General features: G+C 75.7%; 13 protein-coding genes. 7 read left to right on the top strand and 6 right to left on the bottom strand.

Features of this window, described 5'->3' with window-relative positions; all coding sequences use genetic code 11:
* Positions 1 to 118: 118 nt before the first annotated feature.
* A complete protein-coding gene (locus tag ACUN9U_RS04415) occupies positions 119 to 3094 on the top strand; it encodes an FAD-binding and (Fe-S)-binding domain-containing protein (RefSeq protein ID WP_445483701.1) in 2976 nt (991 codons plus the stop codon).
* Positions 3095 to 3113: 19 nt separating this feature from the next.
* Here the strand turns inward: ACUN9U_RS04415 and ACUN9U_RS04410 are convergent, their stop codons facing one another.
* Genes ACUN9U_RS04410 through ACUN9U_RS04395 form a run of 4 tightly spaced genes read right to left on the bottom strand, consistent with a single transcriptional unit; the run spans position 3114 to position 6386 of the window.
* Entirely contained in the window at positions 3114 to 4145 is a 1032-nt protein-coding gene (locus ACUN9U_RS04410) for an anti-sigma factor (protein WP_445483700.1), read from the bottom strand.
* A complete protein-coding gene (locus ACUN9U_RS04405; protein WP_445483699.1) occupies positions 4132 to 4728 on the bottom strand; it encodes an RNA polymerase sigma factor in 597 nt (198 codons plus the stop codon). Before ACUN9U_RS04405 ends, ACUN9U_RS04410 begins: the two co-directional genes overlap by 14 nt.
* A gap of 60 nt (positions 4729 to 4788) precedes the next feature.
* Positions 4789 to 5532, bottom strand: coding sequence for a class F sortase (locus ACUN9U_RS04400; RefSeq protein WP_445483698.1), 744 nt, complete (start codon positions 5530 to 5532; stop codon positions 4789 to 4791).
* On the bottom strand, positions 5529 to 6386 hold the full coding sequence (locus ACUN9U_RS04395; RefSeq protein WP_445483697.1) for a DUF4397 domain-containing protein: 858 nt from the start codon (positions 6384 to 6386) through the stop codon (positions 5529 to 5531). The genes ACUN9U_RS04400 and ACUN9U_RS04395 overlap by 4 nt, the downstream gene beginning before the upstream one ends.
* Positions 6387 to 6716: 330 nt before the next feature.
* On the opposite strand from ACUN9U_RS04395, the gene ACUN9U_RS04390 reads away from it, so the two are divergent.
* The 6 genes from ACUN9U_RS04390 to ACUN9U_RS04365 all read left to right on the top strand — a co-directional run bounded on the left by ACUN9U_RS04390 (position 6717) and on the right by ACUN9U_RS04365 (position 12841).
* Positions 6717 to 7718 carry a diacylglycerol/lipid kinase family protein gene (locus ACUN9U_RS04390; protein ID WP_445483696.1) on the top strand — a complete coding sequence of 334 codons (1002 nt, stop codon included), beginning with the start codon at positions 6717 to 6719 and terminating at the stop codon, positions 7716 to 7718.
* Between the two features lie 116 nt (positions 7719 to 7834).
* Positions 7835 to 8725 (top strand): NAD-dependent epimerase/dehydratase family protein, encoded by an 891-nt coding sequence (locus tag ACUN9U_RS04385; RefSeq protein ID WP_445483695.1) that lies wholly within the window; start codon positions 7835 to 7837, stop codon positions 8723 to 8725.
* Between the two features lie 107 nt (positions 8726 to 8832).
* Positions 8833 to 10362, top strand: a complete 1530-nt coding sequence (locus ACUN9U_RS04380; protein WP_445483694.1) for a protein adenylyltransferase SelO — start codon at positions 8833 to 8835, stop codon at positions 10360 to 10362.
* A gap of 101 nt (positions 10363 to 10463) precedes the next feature.
* Positions 10464 to 11150, top strand: coding sequence for an LON peptidase substrate-binding domain-containing protein (locus ACUN9U_RS04375; protein WP_445483693.1), 687 nt, complete (start codon positions 10464 to 10466; stop codon positions 11148 to 11150).
* 10 nt (positions 11151 to 11160) lie between these two features.
* The gene (gene ybaK / locus ACUN9U_RS04370) at positions 11161 to 11661 is read left to right on the top strand and encodes a Cys-tRNA(Pro) deacylase (RefSeq protein WP_445483692.1); all 501 of its coding nucleotides are present in this window, start codon (positions 11161 to 11163) and stop codon (positions 11659 to 11661) included.
* Positions 11662 to 11743: 82 nt separating this feature from the next.
* Complete coding sequence (locus ACUN9U_RS04365) at positions 11744 to 12841, top strand: methyltransferase domain-containing protein (RefSeq protein ID WP_445483691.1); 1098 nt, start codon at positions 11744 to 11746, stop codon at positions 12839 to 12841.
* 206 nt (positions 12842 to 13047) lie between these two features.
* Here ACUN9U_RS04365 and ACUN9U_RS04360 read toward each other — a convergent pair whose 3' ends face one another.
* A complete protein-coding gene (locus ACUN9U_RS04360) occupies positions 13048 to 13632 on the bottom strand; it encodes a hypothetical protein (RefSeq protein ID WP_445483690.1) in 585 nt (194 codons plus the stop codon).
* Positions 13629 to 17189, bottom strand: a complete 3561-nt coding sequence (gene dnaE, locus ACUN9U_RS04355; protein ID WP_445483689.1) for a DNA polymerase III subunit alpha — start codon at positions 17187 to 17189, stop codon at positions 13629 to 13631. The genes ACUN9U_RS04360 and dnaE overlap by 4 nt, the downstream gene beginning before the upstream one ends.
* Between the last annotated feature and the right edge of the window lie 207 nt (positions 17190 to 17396).

The raw sequence follows: 17396 nt of genomic DNA, 5'->3' as shown, positions 1-17396 counted from the left end.
TCCGCAGCGCCAGGTCCCCCAGGTCGGGTCCGGCCTGGAGGACCTGACCCTGGGCTCCGCCCCGTGGGGATGGTCACAGCGGGCCGGGAGCACCGGGGGCACCGGGGAGAATGCCCGGGTGACGACCCAGCTCGACAGGCCCGCCGGCGGCTCCCCCAGCGCCGGCGCGGTCCAGGTGGCCACCCCCGACCTGCTGCGCGCCCTGCGCTCGGCCCTGGGTGCCCGCGACGGCGACGGCGTCGTCGACGCCTCCACGCGCCGCCGCGCGGAGTACACCTCCGACGCCTCCAACTACCGCGTGGTGCCGCAGGTCGTCGTCTTCCCCCGCACCGCTGACGAGCTGGGCGCCGTCGTCGACGTCGCCCGCGCCCAGCAGGTGCCGCTGACCCTGCGGGGCGCCGGCACCTCGGTGGCGGGCAACGCGTGCGGGCCCGGCATCGTCGTCGACACCTCGGTGCACCTCAACCGGGTGCTCGAGCTCGACCCCGCGAGCCAGACCGCGCTGGTCGAGCCCGGCATCGTCCTGGACGCGCTGCAGGGCCACGCGCGCCAGCACGGGCTGCGCTTCGGCCCCGACCCGAGCACCCACGCCCGCTGCACGGTCGGCGGGATGATCGGCAACGACGCCTGCGGCTCCCACGCCCTGGCCTACGGCCGCACCAGCGCCAACGTGCTCGAGCTGGACGTCGTCGACGGCCTCGGCCGCCGCTGGTCGACGACGGCGCCGCCGCCCGAGCTGGTCAGCACTTTGAGCGGGATCGCAGCCCGGAACCTGGCCCTGCTCCGCACGCAGTTCGCCACCTTCGGCCGCCAGGTCTCCGGGTACGCCCTGGAGACGCTGCTGCCCGAGCACGGCGGCCCGACCGGCGACGGCGGCCGCGGCGATGCGACCGGCTCCAACCTCGCCCGCCTGCTCACAGGCTCCGAGGGCACCCTCGCGGTCCTCACCAGCGCCCGCGTGCGCCTGGTGCGGGAGTCGCCGGCGACGGCGTTCGTCGTCCTCGGCTACCCCGACATGGCCACCGCCGCCGACCACACCCCTGCGCTGCTCGAGCACGGGCCCCTCGCGGTCGAGGGGCTGGACCGGCGCCTGGTGGAGGTGGTGCGCGCCCGCGGCGGCGACGTCGACGGCCTTCCCGACGGCGACGGCTGGCTGTTCGTGGAGGTCGGCGGCGAGAGCGACGCCGAGGCCCTCTCCGGCGCGCGAGCGCTGGTGGCGGCCTCCGGCACGCGCGAGCACGTCATCATCCCCACGCGCGCGCAGGCGCGGGCGCTGTGGCGCATCCGCGAGGACGGCGCCGGCTACGCGGGCCGCTCCCCCTCAGGCACGCCCGCGTGGCCGGGCTGGGAAGACGCCGCCGTGCCCCCGGCGCGCCTGGGCACCTACCTGCGCGACCTGCAGGCGCTCATGGGGGCCCACGGGGTCGACGGGCACGCCTACGGCCACTTCGGCGACGGCTGCATCCACATGCGCCTGGACCTGCCGCTGTCCGAGCCCGGCGGGGTGGACCGGTCCGGGGAGTTCCTGCGCGCCGCGGCGCGCCTGGTGGCCGCGCACGGCGGGTCGCTGTCCGGCGAGCACGGGGACGGCCGCGCCCGCTCGGCCCTGCTGCCCCTCATGTACGACGACGACGCGCTGCGGGCGTTCGGGGAGGTCAAGGCCGCCTTCGACCCGGCCGGGCTCCTGAACCCCGGCGTGCTCGTGGAGCCCGCGCCGCTGGAGGCCGACCTGCGCGTGCCGGCCGCGCGCACCGCCGTCGAGATCCTCCCCGCGCGGCCGCTCTCGCTCAGCTACCCGGCCGACGGCGGTGACCTCACCGCCGCCGTGCACCGCTGCGTGGGCGTCGGCAAGTGCCGCGCGGAGCCGGCGAGCGGCTCGGGCGGCGTGATGTGCCCCTCGTACATCGCCACCCGCGACGAGAAGGACTCCACCCGCGGCCGCGCCCGACTGCTGCAGGAGATGGCCAACGGCACGCTCGTCACCGACGGCTGGCGCTCGGAGGAGGTCCGCGAGTCGCTCGACCTGTGCCTGAGCTGCAAGGGCTGCTCGGTCGACTGCCCGGCCGGCGTGGACATGGCCACGTACAAGTCGGAGTTCCTCGACCACCACTACCGCGGCCGGCGGCGCCCGCTGAACCACTACGCCCTCGGCTGGCTGCCGCGCTGGACGCGCCTGGTGGCGCTCGGCCAGCCGTTGCTGCCGGCGCTGGTCAACGCCGCCGCCAGGGTCGCGCCGCTGCGGAAGGCCGGCATGAGGGCGGTGGGCATCGACCCGGGCATGGCCGTGCCGACCTTCGCCCGCCGAACCTTCCGCTCCTGGTTCCGCTCCTCCTCCCGTGATCATGGGCGATCGGCCACCCCGGCCAGCCCGGCGTCGACGGTCACCGACGTCGTCCTCTGGGTCGACACCTTCACCGACGGCTTCGACCCCCAGGTCGGCGTGGCCGCGGTGAAGCTCCTGGACCACCTGGGCTTCCGGGTGCACCTGCCCACCGCCAAGGTCTGCTGCGGACTGACCTGGGTCTCCACCGGGCAGCTGGACGGCGCGAAGCGCCAGCTGGCGGCGACCCTGGACGCCCTGGACGGCGAGCTGGCCGGCATGCCCGTGGTCGGCCTGGAGCCGAGCTGCACCGCGCTGCTGCGCGAGGACGCCTCCCGACTGCTCCCGGACGACCCGCGCGCCGCCGCCCTGCACTCCCGGGTGCGCACGGTGGCCGAGCTCATCGCCGAGCACCGCCCGGACTGGACGCCGCCGCACCTGAAGACCGCGGCCGTGGTGCAGCCGCACTGCCACCAGCACGCCGTCATGGGCTTCGGCGCCGACGCCGCGCTGCTGGCCCGCGCCGGCGTCGACGCCACGCAGCTCGGCGGCTGCTGCGGGCTGGCGGGCAACTTCGGCGCCGAGGCGGGCCACCGCGACGTGTCGGTGGCGGTGGCCGAGCAGCAGCTCCTGCCGGCGCTGCGGCAGGCCGGGGACGACGTGCCCGTGGTCGCCGACGGCTTCAGCTGCCGCACGCAGACGGACGCCCTCGCCGGCCGGCGTCCCCGGCACCTGGTGGAGCTGCTCGCCGAGGCGCTGCCCGACCACCGCTGACCGCGCGGCGAGGAGCGCCTCAGGCCGAGACGGTGGCGCCGGCCCCCTCGGCCGTGAGCGGCCCGCGCAGCTCGCTGACCCCGGAGTGCGCAGCCTGCCCGTCCAGGGGCTCGGCGGACACGTCGACCTCGCTGAACCGCTCCAGGTCCACGCCGTCGGGCAGCACGTAGCCGCCCTGCGGGCTGTGCCCGTCGGCCAGGGCGCCCAGGGAGACCACGCCCCCGGTCGCGGTGTCGAGCAGCCACACCTCGTAGGCGGCGCCCTCGACCGCGGGCAGCCCGTCGGTGGTCACCAGCACGCGGCGGCCCCGGGCCTCGTCGCCGGTCGCGACGACCTCGGCGGTACCGCTCCACCGGCCCTGCCCCGGCTCGAGCGGCCGCAGCTGGGCGGTGGACACGACCACCGCGCCGGCGCCCGGACCGCCGGCGACCACAGGCTCCCGGGTGCGGGAGGCGACGAGCGCGCCCGAGGTCGCCCCCACCACGAGCGCCAGGCCAGCGGCGCCGAGCAGCACCGGCGTGGACCAGCGCTGCCGCGAGCGCTGCGCGGGCACCACCGCCAGCGGCCCGCCGGCCTCGCGCCGCGCCGGCCCGGTCCGCTCCGGCGGCGCCTGCCCCGACCCGGCCCGCACCGACCCGGCCTGCACCGGGCCGCTCGCGACCGCCCCCGTCGGGGACGTCGCGAGGTCCCGCAGCTCACCGCCCCGGGCACCACCCGCGCCGGTCAGCGCGGCCTCCACGCCGGCGTCGTCGTCCAGGGAGCGCAGCACCGCCGCCTCGTCGGGCGCGGTGCGCACCCCGGTCGCCGCGGCGATGCCCGCCCACACGGCGGGGGGCGGCAGCCGGCGCGCCGGGCCGTCCGTGCCGGGGGCCAGGGCCGCCGACAGGTGGGCGACCTCCTCGGAGCACGCGGCGCAGGTGCCCACGTGCCCGCGAACGCGCTCGAGCCGCTCGTCGTCGGGGGCGACGGCCACCATGGCCAGCTCGTCGGTGGCCGGGTGGCGGTCCTCGCCGGGGGGCATGGCGGCGCGGGGCTGCTCAGGCGGTGCCACGGGCACCTCCCAGGCGTCCGCGCAGGCGCCCCATGGTGCGCCGCAGGTGGCTCTTCACGGTGCCCAGCGGCAGGCCGGTGCGCTCGGCGATCTCGGCGTGGGTGAGGTCCTCCCAGTAGGCCAGCTCCACGATGCGGCGCTGCGGCTGCTCCAACCGCTCCACCTCCTCGCGGACGTCGACGAGCTCCACGCCCCGGTCCGGCCCGTCCACCACGGCGGTCGCCTGCGGTGGTGCGCCGCCGGGGTCGGTCGGGTCCCACGGCTGCTCGGGCTGCGCCGCGCGGCGGCGCAGCGCGTCGGCGATGCGGTGCCGGGCGATGCCCACCAGCCACCCCGCCAGCGGCCCGCGCGCGGGGTCGTAGCCCTTGCGGCCGGTCCAGGCGCTGATGAAGACCTGCTGGGTCACGTCGTCGGCGTCCACGGGTCCCACCGCGCGGACGGCCAGACCGTGCACGAGCGTCCCCCACCTCTCGTAGGCGCGTGCCAGCGCGTCCTCGTGACCGGCGGCGAAGTCGAGCTCGATCAGCCGGTCGCTGGCGGCGCGCCCCCCGGGCGCGCCGTCCGCGGTCTCGACCGGCTCCACGCTGGCACGCTAGGCGCGTCCCGCCTGGTCGGCGCGCCGAGACGCGCGCACGGACGCACCTCAGCCCACCCTGTCGGCGACGACCACCACGTTGTCGGTGTAGTGGCGCGAGGCCCTGTCGAACTCCCCGCCGCAGCTGATGAGCACCAGCCGCGGGGCCCCCGCGGTGGTGAACAGCTCCGCCGAGGGGAGCTCGGCCTTGGAGAACTGGGCCGTGCCGCTGGTCCGGTAGACGTGCTGGGCGCCGGAGGCGTCCGTCACCACCACGTCCTGGCCCACCTCGAGCTCGCGCAGCCGGAACAGGGCGCCCGGCCCCGCGGGGGTGTCCACGTGCCCGACCAGCACCACCGAGCCGTCGGGGTCTCCCGGGGCGGCGCCGGGCGCCCACCAGCCGGTGCGCGCGCCGTCGTCCGGCACCACCACCGACCCGTCCTCAGCCGGGCCCACGGCGTCCACCGGGGCGTCGACGCCGAGCGAGGCCACCTGCACCCGCACCGGGGCGGGCGCTGCGGCCACCACGGCCGGCGCAGGCTCGGAGGGCACCAGGCGCGGCAGGGCCGGGCCCACGGCCGGCTCCGCCACCCCGGCGGCGGAGGACGACGACGGCGGCGGGGCGGCGTCCGCAGGCGCCCCCTGCGTCGTCGTCGTGCTGACCACGGGGGCCGGCAGCGCCTGCGGGAGGGGTGCGGCCTGGCTGCTCGCCCCGGTGAGCAGCCAGGCCGCTGGCGCGGTGGCGGCGAGGACCAGGCCGCCCGCCGCCACCGCCGTCAGGACGCGCCCGGCCCGGTCGGGCCGCGGGCTCACGCCGCGCGGTCGCCCGTGCCGGCGGTGGCGCGGCGCGAGCGGACGGCCGCCGCGCCGACACCGGCCGCCACGGCCACACCGAGCGCGCCGGCCGAGGTGGCGAGCACCCAGGTCGGCACGGCGCCGTCGTCGAGCAGGCCGCCGGTGCCGGCGGCCACGCCGCCGGGCGCGCCGCCCAGGTCCTCGATGCGCTGCAGCGCCAGCTGCACGCCGCCCTCGGCCGGGTTGCCCCAGGCGTAGACGACGGTGCTGGTGCCGGCCGGCAGCGACAGGTCGGTCGGGCCAGCGGCCACGTCCGAGGTGCCGGCGAGCACCACGTCGGCGCTCACGGTGCCGCCGGGCACCTCCAGGCTGGCCTCGTTCGGGTTGGTCAGGCCCTGCACGACCGGCTCGCCGCCGGCGCGGACGTCGACGGCGGGTGCCGCGGCCACGTGGCGCACCGTCAGCCGCGCGTCACCGGCGGGCACCGAGGAGGTGTCGTTGACGAAGGGCGTCAGCGTGGGCTGGCCCTCGGCGTCGAGGTGGGCCACGACGGTGACGTTGGCGCCGGCGGGCACCTCCACGTCGTTCGCCTGGATGGCCGGGGTGCCGGTGGAGGGCTGGCCGGCCTGGAAGACGGCCAGGTCGTAGCTGCCGGCGGGCAGCTGCTGCGGGTCGGTGAGCGTGCCGGGGGTGAAGTCCGGGATGAGCTCGGAGCCGTTGGCGTAGACGTCGACGGTCAGGCCCGGGACGGCGTGCAGCACGCTGACGGTGGCGGTGTCGCCCGAGCCGGCCGCGGAGGCGGCGGCTGCCGGGACGAGGACGAGCGAAGCGGCGGTCGCGGCGACGGCTGCGGTGCAGGTGTTCTTGCGCACGAGGGTCCTCCGTGGTCCGGGCGCCACCCGTCGCGGCGCTCCTGCCCCTACTGCGCAGGGCACCCCGGCCGTGGATGCACCACTCCTGAACAACTCCTGTGGTCTCCGTCACAGCTCGCCCGCGGCGCGGTGGCGCACCCGTCCGCCGGGCCGCCCGCCGGGCCGCGCGCCGGCCCCCCGCCCGGCCGCCGCGCCCGTGCGGACGGGTGGCGCCGGGCGTCCCACCGGGCGGCGTCGGCGCGAGGCCGAGAGGATGTGCTGCGCGGACGTCCGGACCAGGGTGCGGCTGCACGCCGTCGAGCGGCCCGCCCGGGCCGGAGAGGACCTGTCGTGACCACTCACCCCGACCCTGCCGCTGGCACCACCACGTCCGGGCCGGCCGGGCCCCTGCGGTGCGCCGTCGTCGTCAACCCCGCCCGCGTGGAGGACCTCGAGCAGCGCCGCGCCGCCGTCGACGCCGCCCTGGCCGAGGCCGGCTGGCCCGCCCCGGAGTGGATCGAGACGACGCCGGACAGCCCCGGCGTGGAGCAGGCCCGCCGGGCGGCCGCCGACGGCTTCGACGTCGTCTTCGCCTGCGGCGGCGACGGCACGGTCCGCTCGTGCGTGGAGGGGCTCGCGGGGACCTCGACCGCCCTGGCCATCCTGCCCGCGGGCACGGGCAACCTGCTCGCCACCAACCTCGGCGTCCCGCAGGACCCGACGGCCGGTGTCCGCCTGGTGCTGGAGCGCGGCCGGCGCCGCATCGACGTCGGCGTGGCCGCCCCCAGCGAGGAGGACTCCGACGGCGACGGCGCCGCCTTCGCCGTCATGGCCGGCATGGGGTTCGACGCGGCGATGCTCGACGACGCCGACAAGCGCCTCAAGAGCGCGCTCGGGCCGGTCGCCTACGTCCTGTCGGCGCTGAAGCACCTGGGCGACCGGAGCATGCGCCTGGAGATCGCCCTGGACGACCGCGAGCCCCTGCGCCGCCGCGCGCGCAGCGTGGTGGTCGGCAACGTCGGCCGCCTGCAGGCCGGGGTGCTGCTGCTGGAGCAGGCCAGCCCCGACGACGGCCAGCTCGACGTGGCGGTCCTGGCGCCCCGTGGCCTGCTGCACTGGGCGCGCCTGGCCTGGGGCGTGGTGCGCCGCCACGAGCACGTGCCGCACCTGGAGGTCCACCGCGCCTCCCGCGTGGTGGTGCGCTCCGACAGGGAGCACCCCCGCGAGCTGGACGGCGACGTCATCGACCCGGCCCGGGTGCTGGCGATCACGGTGCGGCGGCGCGCGCTGGAGCTGTGCGTCCCGCAGCCCGAGAGCAGCCCCGACCTGGCCGAGGGCGCCGAGCGGCTCTGACCGCCGGCGCCTCTGCGGGCGGCCCGCCACCGGCGGCCCTGCCGCCGGAAGGGCTCGCAGGTCGCCCACAGCCCCTCGGTGGTGCACGCCCCGGGAGCTGGGGGCAGGGTGGCCGCGTGCACATCGCAGTCACCGGAGGATCCGGCAAGCTCGGGCGGGTGGTGGTGGCCGACCTGGTCGCGCACGGCCACACCGTCGTCAACCTCGACCAGGCGCCGCCGCCCGGCGGGCCCACCGCGCTGCCGGACGGCGCCCGCTACCTCAGGACCGACCTGACCGACCACGGCCAGGTGCTCGAGGCGCTGCTCGGCGTGGACGAGCACCACCGCCACGGCGTCGACGCCCTGGTCCACCTCGGCGCCATCCCTGCGCCGGGCCTGACCACCGACGCGGTGACGTTCGAGAACAACATCCTCAGCACCTACAGCGCCTTCGCCGCGGCGCGCGCCGCCGGGATCCGCAACGTGGTGTGGGCCTCCTCGGAGACGGTGCTCGGGCTGCCCTTCGACGAGGCGCCGCCGTACGCCCCGGTCGACGAGGAGTACCACCCGCGCCCCAACTCCAGCTACTCGCTGAGCAAGGCCCTGGGCGAGGAGATGGCGGTGCAGTTCTGCCGCTGGGACCCCCAGGTGAAGATCATCGGGCTGCGGTTCTCCAACGTCATGTACCCCGACCAGTACGCCGAGTTCCCCGACTACGACGCCGACCCGGCGCTGCGGAAGTGGAACCTGTGGGGCTACATCGACGCCCGCGACGGCGCGCAGGCCGTGCGCCGGGCGCTGGAGCTGCAGACCACCGGCGCCGACGTCTTCATCATCGCCAACGCCGACACGGTGATGCAGCGCTCGTCGGCCTCGCTCCTGGCCGAGGTGTTCCCCGGCGTCGAGGTCCGCCCGGGGCACGGGGGAGAGCTGGGCGAGCACGAGACGCTGCTGAGCATCGAGAAGGCGCGGCGGGTGCTCGGCTACGCCCCGCAGCACTCCTGGCGGGACTCCTTCTCCGCCTGACCCCACCCGCCCTCCCCGTGATCATGGGCTTCCGCCACCTCCTGAGGGTTGGCGGAAGCCCATGATCACGGGGAAGGGGCGGGTGGCGGCGGTCGTTGGACCGAGGGATGAGCGCTCCCGCGACCACGTCCTCCGCCGCCGCCCCCACCGCCGGCGAGCCGCACCTCACGCACGCCTTCGCCGACGCGCTGCCCGAGCTCGCCGTCCCGTGGAAGGCCGCTCCCGCGCCGGACCCGGAGCTGCTGGTCCTCGACGAGGCCCTCGCCGCCGAGCTCGGCCTCGACGCCGACTGGCTGCGCTCCCCCGACGGCGTCAGGTTCCTCACCGGCGAGCACGTCCCAGCCGGCGCGCGGCCCGTGGCGCAGGTCTACGCCGGCCACCAGTTCGGCGGGTACTCCCCGCGCCTGGGCGACGGGCGCGCGCTCCTGCTCGGTGAGCTCACCACCTCCGGGGGCGAGGTGCGCGACCTCCACCTCAAGGGCTCCGGGCGGACGCCGCTGTCGCGCGGTGGGGACGGCCTGGCCGCCGTCGGCCCGATGCTGCGCGAGCACGTCGTCAGCGCCGCGATGCACGCCCTGGGCGTGCCGACCACGCGGGCGCTCGCCGTCGTGGCCACCGGGCGCGACGTGCAGCGCGAGGTGGTGCTGCCCGGCGCGGTGCTGGCGCGCACCGCGGCCAGCCACCTGCGGGTCGGCTCCTTCCAGTACGCCCGCGCCACCGGCGACCTCGGGCTGCTGCGCCGCCTGGCCGACGTCGCCATCGCCCGCCACCACCCCGCAGCCGCGGCCGCCGGGTCGCCGCAGGAGCAGGCGAAGGCCCTGCTCGACGCCGTCATCGCCGCCCAGGCCGACCTCGTGGCCCAGTGGGTGCTGCTGGGCTTCGTCCACGGCGTCATGAACACCGACAACACGACGATCTCCGGGGAGACCATCGACTACGGCCCCTGCGCCTTCGTCGACGCCTACGACCCTGCCGCCTCCTTCTCCTCCATCGACCACCAGGGCCGCTACGCCTACGGCGCCCAGCCCGGCGTGCTGGAGTGGAACCTGGCCCGCTTCGCCGAGACGCTCCTCCCGCTCCTGGTGGAAGAGCAGGACGACGACGAGGGGAGCAGCGACCGCGCGGTGGCGATCGCCACGGAGTCGCTGGGCGCGTACCGGCCGAGGTTCGCGGCCGCGTGGCGGGCCGGCCTGCGCCGCAAGCTGGGGCTGGCCGGGATGGACGGGCAGGACGACGGCGACGTCGACCAGCTGGTCACCGACCTCCTGCGCCTGGCGCAGACCGACCACGTCGACCACACCGGCCTGCACCGGCGCCTGGCCGACGCGGCCCGCGCGGGCAGCAGCGCCCCCGCGCGCGACCTGTTCCTGGCCCGCGAGGCCTTCGACGCCTGGGCGGCGCGCTGGCTGGCGCTGGCCCCCGACGCCGCGGTCATGGACGCCGTCAACCCGGTCTACGTGCCGCGCAACCACCTGGTGGAGGAGGCGCTGGCGGCGGCCACGGCCGGCGACCTCGAGCCGGTCGAGCGCCTCGTCGAGGTCGTGACGCACCCGTTCGCCGAGCGCGCCGGGTGGGAGCGGTACGCCGAGCCCGCCCCCGGCGCCTTCGGTCCGTACACGACCTACTGCGGCACCTGACCCGCCACCCTCTCCGTGATCATGGGCGATCGGCCACCTCGGGTGGTCGATCGCCCATGATCACGGAGAGGGCTGTCAGCGGGGCTGCTTAGGCTGGGGCGGTGAGCGAGCGGCTGCCCCTGTTCCCGCTGCGCAGCGTCCTGGTGCCCGGGCTCGTGCTGCCCCTGACCATCTTCGAGCCGCGCTACGTCGCGCTCGTCGAGCACCTCCTCACCCTGCCGGAGGAGGAGCGCGCCTTCGGCGTGGTCGCCCTGCGGCACGGCCGCGACGCCGGCTCCCGCCCCGGTGCGGTCGACCTGCACGAGGTCGGCTGCACCGCCGTGGTCCGCGACGTCGCTGAGCCCGACGGTCCCGGGGACGGCCGGTACGAGCTGATCACCTCAGGGGCGGTGCGCTTCCGCCTGGACGGCCTCGACGAGAGCGCCGGCACCCCCTACCTCACCGGGCTCGTGAGCCCGGTGCCCGAGCAGGCGGGCGCCGACCCGGACCGCCTCGCCGACCTGGCCGCCTCCACCGCCGCGGCGTGGACGGCGTACCGCGCCCAGCTCGGCATCGCCACCACCGGGGTGCCGGGCGGCGTGCCGGAGGACCCGGCGGTGCTGAGCTACCTCGTCATGGCCGGCATGGTGCTCGACCTCCCCGAGCGCCAGCGCCTGCTCGAGCTGCCCGACACGGCCACCCGCCTGCGCGAGGAGCGCCGGCTCCTGCGCCAGGAGCAGGTGCTCATCGCCGAGCTGCGCTCCCTGCCCGCGCAGGACCTCACCGGCGAGCCGCCGGTCTACAACTGATGGCCAGCTGATGGCCAGGAGGCCGGCCGGTCCCAGCACCCCCGCCACCGCCGCCCTGGCGAAGGCGGGCGTGGCGCACACCGTGCACCCCTACCACCACGACGCCGCCGTCTCCGCCGAGGTCGGCTACGGCCTGGAGGCCGCGCACGCCCTCGGCATCGACCCGGCGCGCGTGTACAAGACCCTCGTGGTGGAGGTCGACGGCGCCCTCGGCGTCGCCGTGGTGCCCGTGAGCGCCACGCTCGACCTCAAGGCGGTCGGCGCGGCGCTGGGCGGCAAGCGCGCCACCATGGCCGACCCCGCCGCCGCTGAGCGCACCACCGGCTACGTCCGCGGGGGCATCAGCCCGGTCGGGCAGCGCAGGCGGCTGCCCACCGTGGTCGACGCCAGCGCGCTCGACCAGCCGACCGTGCTGGTCAGCGGCGGACGCCGCGGCCTCGACGTGGAGCTGGCCCCGGCCGACCTCATCGCCGTCACGGGCGCCTTCGTCGCCTCCGTCGCCGCTTCCTGAGCCGGCTCCCGTGCAGTGCGACTACTTCGACGCGGGCGCGTGCCGCTCGTGCACCCTCATAGGCGTCCCCCACGAGGTGCAGGTGACCGACGCCCAGGCGCGCGTCGAGGCGCTGCTGCCCTCGGTCCCCACCTGGCTCGTCCCCGCCACCGGTCCGGAGAGCCGCTTCAGGAACCGCGCCAAGATGGTCGTCGCCGGCACCACCGACGCCCCGACGCTGGGGATCCTCGACGACGCCGGCCGCGGCGTCGACCTCGTCCGCTGCGGCCTCTACCCGGCCTCCGTCACCGACGCCCTGGAGCCGCTGCGGGCCTTCGTCACCCGCGCCGCGCTGGTCCCGTACGACGTGCCGGCCCGTCGCGGCGAGCTCAAGCACGTCCACGTCACCACGAACGACGCCGGCGAGCTCATGGTCAGGTTCGTGCTGCGCTCCACCGAGTCCCTGCCGCGGATCCGCAAGCACCTCCCGCACCTGCTCGAGGCGGTCCCGAGCATCCGCGTGGTCTCGGCCAACCTGCTGCCCCAGCACGCCGCACTGCTCGAGGGCGACGTCGAGGTGCCCCTCACCCCCGCCGAGCGCCTCCCCGTCCGCCAGGGCGCAGTGACGCTGCTCGCCCGGCCGCAGGGCTTCCTGCAGACCGACACCGACGTCGCCGGGCAGCTGTACACCCAGGTCGCGGCCTGGGTGGCCGGCCTCGAGGACGACGACGAGGTGCTGCGGGGCGGCGGTGCGCTGCGCCTGTGGGACCTCTACTGCGGCGCGGGAGGCTTCGCGCTGCACGTCGCTGCCGGCCCGCGCCCCGAGCGGGAGGTCGTGGGCGTCGAGACGAGCGAGCAGGCGGTCGCCGCCGCCCGCGACGCCGCGCGGGCGGCGGGGCTGGTGGGCGCGCGGTTCGTCCACGCCGACGCCACCGCGTGGGCGCGCGAGCAGCCCGACGACGCAGCGCCCGACGCCGTCGTCGTCAACCCCCCGCGGCGGGGGCTGGGCGAGCGGCTGTGCGGCTGGCTCGACGCCGCTCCCCCGCGCACCCGCCACCTGCTCTACTCCAGCTGCAACCCCGCCTCGCTGGCGCGGGACCTGGAGGCGCTGCCGGGGTGGGAGCCGGTGCGCGGACGGCTCTTCGCGATGTTCCCCCAGACCACGCACGTCGAGGTCCTGGTCCAGCTGCGCCGCCGCTGACGCAGGCCAGCCGCCCCCTCTCCGACGATCAAGCGGCCCCACGCCACCAGCTCTCCAGCGGACACCCTCGTCGCCTGCTGGCGTGCTGGTCTTGGTGGGCTCGGGCAGCTGCCGGAGGCCGGTGGTCTGCGCGGCCGGGTGGTGCTGACCTCCTTGCCGCTCTCGCCTCCCGCAACGGCCCAGGACGTCGCGCTCGGCCCGTGACGCTAGCGTCCTTGATCGTCGCGGAGGGGGGCGGAGGCCGGCGGGCCGGTGGCGTCGGTGTCCGCGTCAGCGGCCTCCGCCTCGTCGGGGAAGCGGCTGTCGAGCCAGGCCGCCTGGAGGTGGCCCATCGTCATGACGAGCGACGCCACCGCCGGCCAGGCCAGCAGCACCCCGGCGCTGTGGGCGCGCAGCGGGCTCACCAGGCCGCGCTCCGGGTCGGCGCCGGCGGCGACCTGCGCCGCGACCGACGGCGGCCCCAGCCACGCCCCCACCTGGGAGGCGAGCACGGCGCCGAACAGGCACCCGGCCACCACGAGCAGGCTCCGCCGCACCGGCGCCTCCCCCGGGCGCGCCACGGCGGCCACCCCGCACAGCAGGCCGGCCACCGCACCGAGCACGACCAGCCAGCCGTCCTGCGCGGCGGTGAGCTCGGGGTCGGCGGCGCCCAGCACGGAGCCGCCCTGCAGCAGCACCACCGGCCCCGTCGGTGCGACCAGCCACCACACCACCCCGACGACGGCGCCCAGCAGCACCGGCCCGAGCACCGGGGCCAGCGCGCGCGCCCGCGCCGGGATCCGGGGCGTCACACGAGGCAGCTGGGACCCAGCAGCGCCTTGAGGTCGCCGAACAGCGACGGTGACGGGGTCACCCGCAGCGCGTCGTCGAGGCAGACCAGCACCTGCTTGTCGGTGGTGAGCAGCTTGAGGTGCACCGACGTCTGGCCGCGGTGGTCCTGCAGCACCCCGCGCAGCCGGTCGGCGACGGGCTCGGTGCAGCGCTGCTCGGGCAGCGTGATGACCACCGGGCCGTCCGCGGCCACCGAGGTGTCCGGCACGGACAGGTCCTGCGCGTGCAGGGACGGCACGTCGTCGCGGCGCGAGAGCCGGCCCCGGACCACGACGACGGCGTCCGGCGCCAGCAGGTGCGCGAACTGCTCGTAGCTGGAGGGGAAGAACAGCACCTCCACCGCGCCGCCGAGGTCCTCGACGGTGGCGATGGCCCACTGCTTGCCCTGCTTGGTCATCTTGCGCTGCAGGCCCGTGACGAGCCCGGCGATCGTCACCATCGAGCCGTCCTGGCGGGACTCGTCGGTGAGCAGCGTGGCCACCGAGCAGTCGGCGGCCGAGCTCAGCACGTGCTCCAGGCCGAAGAGCGGGTGGTCGGAGACGTACAGGCCGAGCATCTCGCGCTCGCGGGCCAGCAGCTCCTTCTTGTCCCACTCGGGCAGGTCGGGCACCGCCACGGAGAGGGCGGAGCCCTGACCGGCGCCGCCGGAGCCGCCGTCGTCGTCGCCCATGAGGCCGCCGAACAGGTCGTACTGGCCCTTCTCCTCCTGGCGCTTGAGGCCGACCACCGAGTCGACGGCGTCCTCGTGCACCGCGAGCAGCGCCCGCCGCTTGGCGCCCAGGGAGTCGAAGGCGCCGGCCTTGATGAGCGACTCCACCGTGCGCTTGTTGCACACCACGGCGGGGACCTTGGCGAGGAAGTCGCCGAAGCTGGTGAAGGCGCCCTTCTCCTCGCGCGCCTTCTCGATGGCCTCCACGACGTTCTCGCCGACGTTGCGGATGGCCGCCAGCCCGAAGCGGATGTCGGGGCCGACCGCGGCGTAGGTGGCGATCGAGGAGTTGACGTCCGGCGGGAGCACGGTGACGCCCATGCGGCGGCACTCGTTGAGGTAGAGCGCGGACTTGTCCTTGTCGTCGCGCACCGAGGTCAGCACCGCGGCCATGTACTCGGCCGGGTAGTGCGCCTTGAGGTAGGCGGTCCAGTAGGAGACGACGCCGTACGCGGCGGAGTGGGCCTTGTTGAACGCGTAGTCGGAGAACGGCAGCAGCACGTCCCACAGCGCCTTGACCGCCGCCTCGGAGAAGCCGCGCTCGTGCATGCCGCCGGAGAACTTCTCGTACTGCTTGTCCAGCTCGGACTTCTTCTTCTTGCCCATCGCCCGCCGCAGCAGGTCCGCCTGGCCGAGGCTGAAGCCCGCCACGGTCTGGGCGATGGACATCACCTGCTCCTGGTAGACGATCAGGCCGTAGGTGGTGCCCAGAACCTCCTGCAGCGGCTCGGCCAGCTCGGGGTGCAGCGGCGTGATATCCTGCTGGCCGTTCTTGCGCAGCGCGTAGTTGGTGTGGGAGCCGGCGCCCATCGGCCCGGGGCGGTACAGCGCGCCGACGGCGGAGATGTCCTCGAAGTTGTCCGGGCGCATGAGGCGCAGCAGCGAGCGCATGGGCCCGCCGTCGAACTGGAAGACGCCGAGGGTGTCACCGCGCTGCAGCAGCGCGTAGGTCTCCGGGTCGTCGAGCTCGAGCTCCTCCAGCACCACCTTCTCGCCGCGGTTGCGCTCCACGAGGCGGACGGCGTCGTCCATGATCGTGAGGTTGCGCAGGCCGAGGAAGTCCATCTTGATCAGGCCGAGCGACTCGCAGCTGGGGTAGTCGAACTGCGTGATGACCTGGCCGTCCTGCTCGCGGCGCATGATCGGGATGAGGTCGATGAGCGGCTCGCTCGACATGATGACGCCGGCGGCGTGCACGCCCCACTGGCGCTTCAGGCCCTCGAGCTGCTTGGCGGTCTCGACCACCTTCTGCACGTCGGCCTCGGCCTCGTACAGCTCGCGGAACTCCTTGCCCTCCGCGTAGCGGTGGTGGGTGGGCTCGAAGATCTGGGTGAGCGGCACGTCCTTGCCCATCACCGCGGCCGGCATCGCCTTGGTGATCCGGTCGCCTATGGCGAACGGGTAGCCGAGCACGCGGGAGGCGTCCTTGACGGCCTGCTTGGCCTTGATCGTGCCGTAGGTGACGATCTGCGCGACGCGGCTCTCGCCGTACTTCTCCGTGACGTACTTGATGACCTCGCCGCGGCGGCGCTCGTCGAAGTCGATGTCGAAGTCGGGCATGGAGACGCGGTCGGGGTTGAGGAACCGCTCGAAGATCAGGCCGTGGCGCTGGGGATCGAGGTCGGTGATCTCCAGGGCGTAGGCGGCGATCGAGCCCGCGCCGGAGCCGCGGCCCGGGCCCACGCGGATGCCGTGGCGCTTGGCCCAGCGGATGAAGTCGGCGACGACGAGGAAGTACCCCGAGAAGCCCATCTTCGTGATGACGCCGATCTCGTACTCGGCCACGCGGCGGCTCTCCTCGGGCACCGCGCCCTTGAACCGCATGAGCAGGCCGCGCTCGACCTCCTTGACGAACCAGGAGTCCTCGCTCTCCCCCTCCGGCACCGGGAAGCGCGGCATGTACGTGCCGATGCCCTCGGAGAACTCCACCGAGCAGCGCTCGGCGATGGCGAGGGTGTTGTCGCAGGCCTCCGGCAGCTCGCGCCACAGGTGGCGCATCTCGGCGGGGCTCTTGAGGTAGAACTCGTCGGCGTCGAACTTGAAGCGGTTCGGGTCGGCCAGGGTGGAGCCGGACTGCACGCACAGGAGCGCCGCGTGGCCCTCGGAGTGCTCCGGGCGCGTGTAGTGCAGGTCGTTGGTGGCGACCAGCGGGATGCCGAGGTCCTTGGCGAGGCGGACGAGGTCCTTCTGGATGCGGCGCTCGATCTCGAGCCCGTGGTCCATGACCTCGCAGTAGAAGTTCTCCGCGCCGAAGATGTCGCGGAACTCCGCGGCTGCTGCGACCGCCTGGTCGTACTGGCCCAGGCGCAGGCGGGTCTGCACCTCCCCGGACGGGCAGCCCGTCGTCGCGATGATGCCCCTGCCGTAGGTGGTGAGCAGCTCGCGGTCCATGCGGGGCTTGAAGTAGTGCCCCTCGAGGCTGGCCAGGCTCGCCATGCGGAAGAGGTTGTGCATGCCGGCGGTGTCCTGCGCCCACATCGTCATGTGGGTGTACGCGCCGGAGCCGGACACGTCGTCGCGGCCCGCGCTCGGGTCGCCCCACTTCACGCGGGTCTTGTCGCCGCGGGCGGTGCCCGGGGTGAGGTACGCCTCCAGGCCGATGACGGGGTTGACCCCGTGCTTGCGCCCGGCCTTCCAGAACTCGTACGCCCCGAAGATGTAGCCGTGGTCGGTGGTCGCCAGCGCCGGCATGCCCATCTCGGCGGCGGTGGCGAACAGCTCGTCGATCCTCGCGGCCCCGTCGAGCATCGAGTACTCGGTGTGGTTGTGCAGGTGGACGAACGAGTCGCTGCCGGACGCGTCGGGCATGGGTCGAGGACCTCCGTGGAGCAGGCGGAGCAGGCGGGGGAAGGGCCCCCACTGTAGGCGCCGGGGACGACGGCGGGGGCGTCCCCCGAGAGGCGTCCGGCGCGCCGCCGGCTGCCGTGCCGGTGGGGCCGGGAGGCCGTGGTGCCGGAGCCGGCGGGCGTCCCGTCCAGCACGCAGAGGTCCCGCCAGAGCCCCTCCAGCTGCCTC

The organism is Quadrisphaera sp. KR29 (assembly GCF_052644995.1).
Note: the sequence above shows the minus strand (reverse complement) of the source record. Positions and strands in the feature narration are given on the sequence as shown.